This window comes from Longimicrobiales bacterium (genome assembly GCA_029245345.1).
Classification (GTDB): Bacteria; Gemmatimonadota; Gemmatimonadetes; order Longimicrobiales; family Gaopeijiaceae; genus CALFPJ01.
In genome coordinates this window covers 23,827-35,115 of the sequence record JAQWPM010000028.1, presented here as the reverse complement: position 1 = coordinate 35,115, position 11,289 = coordinate 23,827, and the positions used below count along the sequence as shown (strand labels likewise).

Genomic DNA, 11,289 nt, shown 5'->3' with positions numbered 1-11,289 from the left:
ATCCATTCGTTGAGCGCGACGATCTTTGGGCCCGGCTCCAAGCCGGGTCGCCAACGGTAATCAGACGCTGGAAGGACTGAGCTAAGTACCACGTTGATCGCGTTCGCTCGGGCTAGTTCCACCATTGAGGCGAGGTTGTCTTGGATCATGGCCTGTGTCGACGGACCCGTGTTCCCAGCGATATCGTTGGTTCCTGCCAGGATAACCACAACCGCGGGCTCCAACGCGATCACATCCTGGCGAAATCGCACCAACATCTGTGGCGTCGTCTGCCCGCTAATGCCTCGGCCTACGTAAGGTTTGCCAGGAAACATCTGAGCGAAGTGCGATGCCCACGCGTCTGTGATGGAATTGCCGTAGAACACGACCCGGTCCTCACCGGCCAAGGGGAGACCGAGCTGCTCATTTGCCTCGCGGTACCGTGTCAGCGACCCCCAGTCTTCTGCCTGCCCGGCCAGCGGTGCAGTAGCGGACAAGCAGGCAACAGTCGCAAAAAACATGGGCAATCTCATCCCGCCTCCGCATGCGATGGGTGAAGTCCGGAAAAGAGGCTACCGAACGTCTCGCGATTCTGCCGCACGGCCGGCCAGATGACGAGCGTGTAGCGCTCCCATCTTATGCCTTCCGTGTCAGTAGCAATCACTCGATAAATATCGCGCTCCACAGGGTGGGTCTACTCGTGCCCCTGGATGAATCTGAGCATTAGGTCACCGATCTCATCGTCTGGGACCGCCTGATCTCGGGGCTGCTGCGAGCGCCGCAGCGGGTGACCGCCGCGGCGCTCGCCCCACTCGTAAGTGGGCCCGCCAGGACTTGAACCTGGGACCTACCGATTATGAGTCGGCTGCTCTAACCAACTGAGCTACGGGCCCGCGGCGCGAAAGATACACTCAGCAGCGCCGAGCGGCAGGCCCCATCACTGGATCTTCGGCTAGGGCTCGCTAGCTTCATTCACCAGCGCCATCCGTTCCGGATAGCGCAAATGCGTGCACATGAGAGCGCCCTATGAAAGTGCTCGTGTTGGGTGCGGGCCAAGTGGGATTCCACCTCGCCAAGCGCCTGTCCGAAGAAAATCAGGACGTCGTCCTGATCGAGTCGGATCCTGAACGAGCGGAATTCGCTTCGCAGCAACTCGATGTGCTCACAGTTGTTGGGAATGGCGCCTCCTTGCCGGTATTAGAAGAAGCCGGCATCAAAGACGCATTAATGCTGTTGTCCGTCACCAGCAAAGACGAAGTAAATCTCATCGCGTCTATGGCCGCCAAGCGCCTTGGCGTTCAGGTCGCGGTCGCCCGGATCTCAAACCCCGAGTATTACGGCCAAGGCTCTGTGCTCTCTCAAGAGCAAATGGGGATCGACCTCATGATCAACCCAGAGCGGGAGTGCGCCCGAGAGACATTCGACCTTCTGCGAAGCGAGATCGCCACAGACGTAGTGCCTTTCGCCGACGGTCGGGTTCAACTCGTGGGGCTCAGAATCAATGACGGCGCGCCTGTGGTCGGCAAGAGTATGGCAGAACTCACCGATAGTTTGCACGGCCATCATTACGCCACAGTAGCCATCGAGCGAGACGGCAAGACGCGTATCCCCCGAGCCGACTCACAAATCGAAGCGGGGGACCAGCTCTACATCCTCTCCCCTACGGCCGAAATTCAAGACATCGCGCCGCTGGCTGGCTACAAACATTCAGAGCTTCGGCGGGTCATGATCGCAGGGGGTAGCAGAGAGGGCGCCTACCTCGCGGAGATCCTCCAAGAGCACGGAATCGAATGCACGATTCTGGACCGAGATCGCCGCCGATGTCTCGAACTCGCGGAACAACTGCCCCGGGCGCTCGTGCTCCACGGGGACGCGACCGACCTCGAGCTTCTGGAAATGGAGGGCGTGGCAGGCATCGATGGCTTCGTTGCCGCCACCAATTACGACGAGACAAACCTTCTGTCGAGCCTGCTGGCCAAGACGGCAGGCGCTCAGAAGGTGGTGAGCCTCGTTCACAAGTTCGAGTATCTGAGGCTCGTACCGAAAGTAGGTGTCGACGCTTCAGTCTCGCCGCGAATGTCGACCGTCAACGCCATCCTGCGGTATGTGCGGCGCGGACGAGTCGTGACGGTCGGCGGACTGACGGGCACGGACGCCGAGGCCATTGAATTCGCGGTGGACGAGGACTCCATGATCGCGGGAAAAACCTTGAAGGAGGTCCACTTCCCCAAGGACGCCGTGATCGGGACGATCATTCGAGGAGATGACATCATCATCCCGCGGGGTGACGACCAAATTTTGCCCGGTGACGACGTCATCGTCTTCACCCTGCCGGCTGCGGTCTCCGAGGTCGAGCAGCTCTTCGACTGATGTCCCTCTCACGCGTAATCAACGTCATCGGGCTTCTTCAGGTCTTCGTTGCCCTGTCCATGATGCTCGCGGCCGGTGTGGCCTTCATATACGGCGACGGGGACTTCCAAGGCATCCTGTTCGCGGCCGTCCTCACCTTCTTCGTGAGTGGTGCGGTATACCGCGTCACCATGTTTGAGGGTGCCGTTACGGCGCGGGAAGGCTTCGCAATCGTGACACTGGCCTGGGCCGCGACGGCGGCGTCCGGGGCCCTTCCTTACCTCCTTACGGGCGCGTTGGAGTCACCGGTTGCCGCCTTCTTCGAGGCGATGTCCGGGTTCACAACGACGGGTGCCACCGTCTTCACCGAAATCGAAGCATTGCCACACGGCATCCTGTTCTGGCGGTCGCTCACGCAATGGTTGGGCGGAATGGGGATCATTGTGCTCGTGATTGCGGTGCTCCCATACCTCGGTGTCGGGGGCATGCAGCTCTTCAAGGCGGAGGTGCCGGGTCCCACGCCCGAGCGCCTACGCCCGCGCATCACACAAACGGCGAAACTGCTTTGGCTGGTCTACGTCGGACTGACGGTGGCGGAGACCGGGCTCTATCTACTCGGCGGCATGTCCCTCTTCGACGCCGTAAATCACAGCTTCACGACACTCGCGACGGGCGGCTTCAGTACCAAGAATGCTTCGATCGCGGGGTTCGACTCAAGTTACATCCATTGGGTAACGATCATCTTCATGTACCTGGCCGGCGTGAATTTCTCGCTCCATTTTCGCGCCGCCACAGGTCGTCCGATCTACTTCAAGGATCAGGAGTGGCGCTTCTACACGTACATCGTCGTGTTGTCGGCGGCGGCGATCGCCGTGGTGAACTTCACGTCGGGCGCATATTCGGGCGCCGAGCTCGCCATTCGGGATGCGCTCTTTCAGGCGACTGCGATCATCACGACGACCGGCTTCGTGAGTGCTGATTACGAGGTCTGGGTACCCGGCGCTCAGCTGACGCTGTTCGCGCTCTTCTTCGTGGGCGGTATGGCCGGCTCGACCGGGGGTGGCATCAAGACGATTCGTGTCATGCTTCTCCTCAAGCAGACCGCGAATGAAATCCGCCGTCATCTTCATCCGAAAGCGATTTTGTTGACTCGAGTGGGGACCAAGGCAGTCAAGCAGGACGTCCTCGCGAATGTGACGGGATTCGTGATCCTGTATCTCCTACTCTGCCTGCTCGGAGCGATCGTCCTCGGCTTCATGGGCATGGACCTGGTGACGGCTCTGAGCGCCAGTATCGCAACGGTTGGCAACGTCGGCCCTGGATTCGGAGGTGTCGGGGCAACTGACAACTACGGGTGGATGTCCGGGCCGGCCCTTGGAGTCCTGTCGTTCTTCATGCTGGTCGGACGGCTTGAGATCTACACGGTCTTACTTCTGTTCCACCCGGAAATGTGGAAGTCACGAAAGTCCTTCCACTAGCGGTCGTCGAGTTCTACTTGGTCCCGTAGAGCCGGTCCCCAGCATCGCCCAAGCCAGGGACGATGTACCCGAGTTCGTTTAGCTTCCGATCGAGCGCCGCCGCGAAGATCGACACATCAGGATGGGCCTCCAGCAAGGCACGCACTCCTTCAGGAGCCGCGACCAAGCACATGAGCGTGATTTTCCTCACTCCTCGGCGCTTGAGTCCATCGATCGCCGCAGCAGCGGAGCCGCCTGTGGCGAGCATGGGATCGACCACGAGGAAGCGGCGCTCTTCGGGATGTTCCGGGATCTTGAAGTAGTACTCGTCGGGCTGAAGCGACTCCTCGTCGCGGGCCATCCCCACGTGACCCACGCGGGCACTCGGGAGGAGCCTCAGAACTCCCTCCACCATGCCTAATCCTGCCCTAAGTACCGGCACGATTACCAACTTTCCCCCGGCTAGGCGAGACCCGACCATCTGCTCGAGCGGGGTCTGAACGTCTGTGGGTTCTTCTGCGAGGTCTCGTGTGGCTTCATACGCCATCAACGTCGAAATCTCGTCCACAAGCTCCCGGAACAGTTTCACCGGGGTATCGACAGAGCGCAGCAGGCCGAGCTTATGCCGAATGAGCGGGTGGTCTACGACGGTCAGGTTAGGCAGCTCGGACATGGTCACCTCTTGATGCGTTCGCCTTTGTCCTCGTAGCGGAAGATCCACGCCCCGAGTCTACCCGACTGGATCCTCCCGGCAAAGTCTCCGTTGGTCGCCGAGTCGAGCGTGGTCTTACCTATTGGGGGCGAAAACCTCTCGCGGACCACGTTCTCTGCGATCACGTCAGGCGTGACGAACTCCATGAGCCCGAGCGCGGTCAAGGCTTCGAAATCCGGAAATCTGAGCAAGCCGTTCTCCCCGACGCCGACGTGCGCCCGACTGTTCCTTACGAAGCGAGCCGAGCACGCTTCGCTCGGGGCGATCTTCCATCACGGGCCGGGTGACCGCGAGTTCCATCAGTCCGGCACTCCCCAGAGTCAGAACGATCTTGTCTCGAAGATCCATCGACCTGTGCGCTCTATTTTAGACTGGACAAGTCCAGTAGGCTCTCGATTTCAAACGCACTCAACTTACGCCACTCACCACTGGCGAGGCGCTCCAACCGCACGCGTCCGAACCTCGTTCTCACCAAACGTTGGACGCCGAAATTTACGGCCAACAACATGCGGCGGACTTCCCGCTTCCGGCCTTCCGTGAGCACCAGCGCCAACGTCGTATCCAACTCACCTCGCTCCACAACTCGGACCGATTTTGGGCGAGCCGGACCGTCGTCGAGCTCCACGCCACGCCGGAGTCGGTTCACTGCGGCCTCGTCCATCACACCCGCAACCACGACTGAATACTCCCTCTCGACCTCACGACCGGGGTGCAGCAAGCCGTTGGCGGCATCTCCGTCGTTCGTGAGGAGGAGAAGACCTTCTGTCGGACGGTCCAAGCGCCCCACATAGCGCAGCGCGGAGAACTCATCGGGAAGGACATCGTAGATCGTCCTCCCTCCGTGTGGGTCGCTTCGCGTCGTAAGCACCCCGACCGGCTTATGAAACGCGATCCATTTCTTGGCTTGGATTTCAACCACGACCCCATCCACAGCGACCACGTCCCTTCCCGCGACCACTCGAGTACCGAGTTCGGTAGTCACTTCCCCGTTTACGGAGACGCGTCCGGCCGCCATGAGACGCTCGGCCTCTCGCCGAGATGCACGACCGGCCCTAGAAAGATACTTCTGAACCCGGATCTCTTCAGTCACCCGCCGACTCAGTAAGAGGCGTCGGGGGCACTAGTGGCCTCTTCGTCGTCGGGCTCTTCGTCGATTACCGGCTCTTCGACGTCAGCTGACTCTTCTTCACCCTCGGACGACTCTTCGACGTCCGCGTCGACAGCGGCCGCCGTTTCGGCATCTCCAGCCTCAACGACGGCTTCGCCTTCCGCATCGGCACCCGCGCCCTGGGCGAGGCCTTCCTCGGCATCACCCTCTTCACTTTCACCCAACGCCAGGGTGACCTGTGCCTCTTCCTCGGCGTCCTCACCATCGGTGCCCAAGGGCAGTCGGTCGCGAAGGATGATCGGGAGCTCTTCCGGCCGCGGCAGGTCTTCCAGAGAACGGAATCCAAAATGTTCGAGGAAGTGAGTTGTCGTCCCGTAGAGAAGCGGACGTCCCAGCCCTTCTGAACGGCCGACAATGTCGATCAAGTTTCGGTCCTGCAGTGTACGAATGACGCCTGACGCACCAACTCCACGGATGTACTCGATCTCAAGGCGACCCAATGGCTGTCGATACGCGATGATTGCCAACGTCTCGATCGAAGGTCCGGACAGACGCGTCGAGCGAGGGACGTTGTCGAATCGTTCCAAGTACGGCGCGAATTCCGATCGCGTCAGGATCTGGTACCCTTCCGCCACCTCCGTGAGCTCGAAGGCGCGCTGAGCATCGTCGTACTCCGCCCGCAACTCCTTCAGAGCGGTCTCGACCAGGTCTTCGTCCAGCTGAGAGTCCGCGCGAGCAATCTCGTCAGGGGTAAGCGGAGCGTCGGAAGCGAAGAGGACAGCTTCCACAATCTGTGAAGCGTTCAAGCGTCGACTCCTTCTTCGGGCTCGAGTTCAGTGGAGGGCTCGTCGGGAGCCCCGAAATCGTCGGCGAGTTCCTCAGGGAACGGCTCTTCTTGAGCCTCGTCGTTTCGCCGGTACATCCATAGTTCTTGGAAGGGCCGTGTCTGGCGCAAGAAAAGCACCCGGCGCCGAGTCAATTCAAGCCCTGCCAAGAAGGTCATGACGCCGTGCATCTTGTCCTGGAAACCAAACACGAGCTTGTTGAACTCGACTCGGGAGTTGTCCTTCAGGGTATCCAAGATGAGCACGACCTTCTCCTGCATGGAGACGGTACTTCGGTGCGAAATCTGGTGCACGCGTTCCGGCGTCGGCATCTCGACGAGAAGCGCCGTAGCAAAGACCTCATCCCAGCTGGTCTCCAGGGGCAGGTCCGTCTTCGCCGCCTTCGGGCGGGGAGGAATAAAACCCTTCCCGAATCTCCTGGCCCGATCCGCCTCAGCCACCCTCATTCGCTGCGAGATCTCCCGAATCTGCTCGTGCTCGAGGAGACGCCGGACGAGTTCGGCACGTGGATCCTCGTCCTCTTCGTCCATCGGCCGCGGCAGGAGCATCTGCGCTTTGATACGGATGAGGGTGGCAGCCATCTCCAAAAATTCGCCGGCGCCGTCGAGATCACTGACTTCCAGATCCTTGATAGCCCGCAAGAACTGCTTCGTGATCGTCGAGATCGGGATATCGAAAATATCGATATCCTGAGACCGAATGAGATGAAGAAGCAGGTCGAGCGGCCCCTGAAACCGATCGAACTCGACGAGGAAGAAATCCCCTCGTTCGGCCTTACCCTCAAGAACGGCAAGATTCACCTGGTCACATCCACAAACGAATGAACGAGTCCGCCAAGCCTAGAAAAAAAGTCACCGGCCACATCAGGTAACGAAACGCTCCCGGAGCAAAGAAAAAGAGTGCCATTAGGACCGGAATACCGTACCGGCCGGCTTGACGGTAGCGCAGTGCCGCGGCCTCGGGAAGCAAGTGAGCAACAACGTGCGAACCATCCAGGGGCGGCAACGGAATCAGGTTGAAGAAGGCCAGGACCAGGTTGATAAGAATCCCGTAGAACGCAGCTTGTCCCAGGAGGTCAGTCAACCCACCCAGAGGCCCTACCGTGGCATTGATCTTTACTACCACACCCGAGGCGATCGTCGCCAACACCGCAAGGACGAGGTTCGACACAATGCCGGCCATCGAAACTCGAATGTCACCCCATACCGGATCCCGGTAATTCCGAGGATCCACCGGAACCGGCTTTGCCCACCCGAACAAGAATCCGCTTCCACTAAAGTGCAGGAGCATGGGCACCAAGACCGACCCCATCACGTCGAGGTGGGGGATCGGATTGAGCGTGATGCGCCCGAGGCGGTCTGCGGTAAAGTCCCCTTCTCTACGCGCCTGCCATGCGTGAGCGACCTCATGCACAACGACGGAAAAGATGAGAACAACAATAAGGAGAATGGCTTCCATAGGTTGATAACTTAACCTCACTCCACCTGTTGATCCCACTGGCTGTCGTTTCTAGATTTGTGGGCTCGTAAGTAAACGAATCACAGCGCCCCGAGGGACGCATGCCGAACATCAAGAGCGCCAAAAAGCGGATGGTACTGAGTGCAGCAGCCCGGTTAAGGAACCGAGCTGAGCGCCGTAAGATCCGCACGGTCATCAAGAGGGTCCGCCAAGCCCCGAACGCTGAAGAGGGTCAGGCCAACCTTCGTGAAGCCGTCGCGCTTCTCGATCGCGCTGCGACGCGACGCCTGTTCCACCCCAATCGGGTGGCTCGGGTGAAAGGGCAACTCACACGACACGTGGGTTCGCTCTAACGACCCCCTTCGGGAACGAAAGAGGACCCGGGTGGCAACTGCCGCCCGGGTCCTTTTCTTATACCCCTACCCGATCAGCGTTCCCAGACGATCCGGCCCCCGACGATCGTATATGCAGGGCCGCCCTTGAGCGCCCAGCCATCGAACGGCGTATTGCGACTTTTTGAGACAAAGCTGGAGGCGTCCACCGTCCACTCAGCGCTCAGATCGAGGACCGACACGTCGGCGACCCCACCCGGGGCGAGTGTTCCACCTGGAAGGTTGAACGTCTTCGCAGGGTGACAGCTCATCCGCTCGATCATCGTAGGAAGATCGATGACACCCTCGTCCACGACGCGCGTCAGGATGATCCCTACCGCGGTTTCTAGCCCAACGATGCCATTCGGAGCCTCAGCGAACGGGGCCTCCTTCTCGTCGTAATGATGCGGAGCATGGTCGGTCGCGATGTGGTCTAATGAACCGTCCGCCAACCCGGCACGCACGGCCTCGACGTCCTCCGCCGTCCTGAGGGGCGGGTTCATCTTGGCCTCGGTCCGGTAACCCTCCACGGCTTCGTCGGTCAGCACGAGGTGATGCGGCGATGCTTCTGCCGTCACATGTACACCACGGGCCTTCGCCTGACGGATCGCGTCAACACCCCAGCGTGTGGAGACGTGCTGAAGATGGATGTGCCCCCCTGTAAGCTCCGCGAGGAGGAGATCGCGAATGATGTGGATGTCTTCGGAGGCGTTGGGCTTGCCGACAAGTCCCATTCGTGTGGACATGAGGCCTTCGTTCATCTGCCCTGCCGGAGACAGGCTCAGGTCTTCCGGGTGATCGGCGACGGGAATCCCAAACGACTGCGCGTATTCCAACGCGAGCCGCATGAGCCCCGACTTCATGATCGGTGAGCCGTCGTCCGTGATCGCGACTGCACCCGCGTCGATCATCTCTCCGACCGGAGCGAGGCGCTCCCCGGCTCGGTCGACCGAGATACAACCCGTCGGGTAGACCCGGGCGGCGCCCGCGCGCTTCCCTTCGGCTAGAACCCAACCCACGGATGCCGGGTCGTCGAGCGGTGGATCCGTGTTCGGCATCGCGCACACGGCCGTGAAGCCTCCTGCCGCCGCCGATCGCGCTCCTGTGGCGATCGTCTCTTTGTGTTCCCCCCCAGGCTCGCGAAGGTGCACATGCACGTCGATAAGCCCTGGTGTCACGAGGAGGCCCGTACAATCGATTGTGCGGGCGTCCTCTGAGGCACTTATGGCGTCCCCCACGGACACGATCAGTCCGTCCTTGAGGAGAACATCAAGCGTCCCGTCCATATCCTGTCTTGGATCGAGGACGCGGCCTCCCTTCAAGAGCGTGGTACCGCTCACGAGTCACCTCCCTGTTTCGCCGCTTCGGCGCTCTCAGGCTGGCCGCCAGCGAGCAGGTAGAGTACGGCCATCCGCACGGCAACGCCGTTGGTGACCTGGTTCAGAATTACGGAGTGGGGACCGTCCGCCACATCCGAATCGATCTCAACCCCGCGATTCATCGGACCTGGGTGCAAGATCAGTATCTCTCGAGGCGCTAGTTGTAGTCGCGCGCTGGTGACGCCCCAGATCCGGTTGTATTCCCGGAGACTCGGCACGTACCCGCCTTGCATACGCTCCAACTGAAGCCGGAGGATGTTGAGTACGTCGGCCCACTCAATCGCCTCCTCCACCCGTGTGAAGACCTTCACGCCTAAGCCCGCGATCTCATACGGCAACAGTGTCGGTGGCCCGCAGACCGCCACTTCGGCGCCGAGCTTCATCAGTCCGTGGATATTCGACCGAGCCACACGCGAGTGTAGTACGTCTCCGACGATGCACACCTTCAGGCCGTCGATCGGGCCTTTGTGGTCTCGTATGGTCAGAAGATCGAGCAATCCCTGCGTAGGGTGCTCATGCTGTCCATCACCCGCATTGATGACGTTGGACGGAATGCGCTCGCCGAGAAAGCGGGCTGCCCCCGAAGCGCCATGTCGCATAACGACCATGTCGATCCGCATGGCCTCGAGATTCCGAGCCGTGTCGACCAACGTTTCACCCTTGACGACCGAGGAGCCGCTCGAGGCGATATTGACCGTATCCGCACTGAGCCGCTTCTCTGCAAATTCGAACGACACTCGAGTCCGGGTAGACGCCTCGAAGAAGAGATTGACGATCGTCTTACCCCGTAGCACAGGGACCTTCTTGATGCGGCGTTCAGAGATTTCTTTGAACGGTTCGGCCGTGTCGAGAATCGAGAGGATCTGCTCGCGAGAAAGGGATTCGAGGCCGACGAGGTCTTTTCCGAGAGGAGAGACCGACGGATTCACGCTTCCTCCGATTCCAGGTGGATGATCTCGACGCCGAGGCGGTCGTCCAACTCCGGAACGAGCACTTCGACACGCTGATTGCGCAGGACCGGGACTTCCCGCCCCACGATGTCGGGCTGGATGGGCAGTTCCCGCCCGCCACGATCAACGACCACACATAGGCTGATGCGACTCGGCCTACCCCAGTCCGTCAATTCGTTGAGCGCTGCTCGAGTTGTCCGACCCGTGTACAGGACGTCATCGACAATCACGATATTCCTGTCGTCGACGCCCTCGGGCGGGAGTTTGGTCTCACCGATGACCGGCCTTGGACCGATCACCATGAGGTCGTCGCGGTACAGGGTGATGTCGAGCGATCCCGAGGAGATCGACACACCCTCGGCGCGCTGGATCTCTTCCCTGAGCAACTCACTGACGTGGACGCCGCGCCGATGAATGCCCATGAGCGTGAGGGCTTCCGTACCGCCATTCTTCTCCACAATTTCACGGGCCATACGGCCAATCGCCCTGCGGACGTCAGCCTCGTCCATCACGTGAATGCGGTTCTTCTCGGTCATACCCTGTCGGTACGGGGCGTGTCAGCCGCGCTAAGTTCGGCCTTCAACGCCTCCCGGTCAACGACCCCACTCGACAATCCAGCAAGCCCTGTCATCATCCCGTCGCAGTCCCCATGATTGCCGCCATTGATTCGGGCCGCGCAGG

The 11,289-nt window shown here is 60.5% G+C and carries 14 protein-coding genes and 1 tRNA gene; 3 read left to right on the top strand and 12 right to left on the bottom strand.

The window, feature by feature from the left end; translation table 11 throughout:
- The 3 genes from P8L30_16645 to P8L30_16635 all read right to left on the bottom strand — a co-directional run.
- On the bottom strand, positions 1-512 hold a 512-nt coding region (locus P8L30_16645), incomplete at its 3' end, for a GDSL-type esterase/lipase family protein (protein ID MDG2241833.1).
- On the bottom strand, positions 509-664 hold the full coding sequence (locus P8L30_16640) for a hypothetical protein (GenBank protein ID MDG2241832.1): 156 nt from the start codon (positions 662-664) through the stop codon (positions 509-511). The genes P8L30_16645 and P8L30_16640, both read right to left, overlap by 4 nt.
- Before the next feature lie 134 nt (positions 665-798).
- Positions 799-872: transfer RNA gene (locus P8L30_16635), tRNA-Ile, on the bottom strand.
- A gap of 133 nt (positions 873-1,005) precedes the next feature.
- On the opposite strand from P8L30_16635, the gene trkA reads away from it, so the two are divergent.
- Positions 1,006-2,349: a Trk system potassium transporter TrkA gene (gene trkA, locus P8L30_16630; GenBank protein MDG2241831.1), complete on the top strand. Its 1,344-nt coding sequence runs from the start codon at positions 1,006-1,008 to the stop codon at positions 2,347-2,349.
- Positions 2,349-3,806: a TrkH family potassium uptake protein gene (locus P8L30_16625; protein ID MDG2241830.1), complete on the top strand. Its 1,458-nt coding sequence runs from the start codon at positions 2,349-2,351 to the stop codon at positions 3,804-3,806. Before trkA ends, P8L30_16625 begins: the two co-directional genes overlap by 1 nt.
- 13 nt (positions 3,807-3,819) lie before the next feature.
- On the opposite strand, the gene upp is transcribed toward P8L30_16625, so the two are convergent.
- From upp to P8L30_16595, 6 genes are all read right to left on the bottom strand, one after another.
- Positions 3,820-4,458: a uracil phosphoribosyltransferase gene (gene upp, locus P8L30_16620; protein MDG2241829.1), complete on the bottom strand. Its 639-nt coding sequence runs from the start codon at positions 4,456-4,458 to the stop codon at positions 3,820-3,822.
- A gap of 2 nt (positions 4,459-4,460) precedes the next feature.
- Entirely contained in the window at positions 4,461-4,688 is a 228-nt protein-coding gene (locus tag P8L30_16615) for a hypothetical protein (protein MDG2241828.1), read from the bottom strand.
- A 170-nt stretch (positions 4,689-4,858) separates the two neighbouring features.
- Positions 4,859-5,587: a pseudouridine synthase gene (locus P8L30_16610; GenBank protein ID MDG2241827.1), complete on the bottom strand. Its 729-nt coding sequence runs from the start codon at positions 5,585-5,587 to the stop codon at positions 4,859-4,861.
- An 8-nt stretch (positions 5,588-5,595) separates the two neighbouring features.
- On the bottom strand, positions 5,596-6,411 hold the full coding sequence (gene scpB / locus P8L30_16605; protein MDG2241826.1) for an SMC-Scp complex subunit ScpB: 816 nt from the start codon (positions 6,409-6,411) through the stop codon (positions 5,596-5,598).
- Entirely contained in the window at positions 6,408-7,250 is an 843-nt protein-coding gene (locus P8L30_16600) for a segregation/condensation protein A (GenBank protein MDG2241825.1), read from the bottom strand. The genes scpB and P8L30_16600 overlap by 4 nt, the downstream gene beginning before the upstream one ends.
- Positions 7,251-7,254: 4 nt before the next feature.
- Positions 7,255-7,908 (bottom strand): site-2 protease family protein, encoded by a 654-nt coding sequence (locus P8L30_16595; GenBank protein ID MDG2241824.1) that lies wholly within the window; start codon positions 7,906-7,908, stop codon positions 7,255-7,257.
- 101 nt (positions 7,909-8,009) lie between these two features.
- Here P8L30_16595 and rpsT point away from each other — a divergent pair, with 101 nt between their 5' ends.
- Positions 8,010-8,261, top strand: a complete 252-nt coding sequence (rpsT, locus tag P8L30_16590; GenBank protein ID MDG2241823.1) for a 30S ribosomal protein S20 — start codon at positions 8,010-8,012, stop codon at positions 8,259-8,261.
- A gap of 74 nt (positions 8,262-8,335) precedes the next feature.
- Here the strand turns inward: rpsT and P8L30_16585 are convergent, their stop codons facing one another.
- The 3 genes from P8L30_16585 to pyrR are packed head-to-tail and all read right to left on the bottom strand — an operon-like array spanning position 8,336 to position 11,144.
- Complete coding sequence (locus tag P8L30_16585; GenBank protein MDG2241822.1) at positions 8,336-9,619, bottom strand: dihydroorotase; 1,284 nt, start codon at positions 9,617-9,619, stop codon at positions 8,336-8,338.
- Positions 9,616-10,587, bottom strand: coding sequence for an aspartate carbamoyltransferase catalytic subunit (locus tag P8L30_16580; GenBank protein MDG2241821.1), 972 nt, complete (start codon positions 10,585-10,587; stop codon positions 9,616-9,618). Before P8L30_16580 ends, P8L30_16585 begins: the two co-directional genes overlap by 4 nt.
- Positions 10,584-11,144 (bottom strand): bifunctional pyr operon transcriptional regulator/uracil phosphoribosyltransferase PyrR, encoded by a 561-nt coding sequence (gene pyrR, locus P8L30_16575; protein MDG2241820.1) that lies wholly within the window; start codon positions 11,142-11,144, stop codon positions 10,584-10,586. Before pyrR ends, P8L30_16580 begins: the two co-directional genes overlap by 4 nt.
- Positions 11,145-11,289 lie beyond the last annotated feature (145 nt).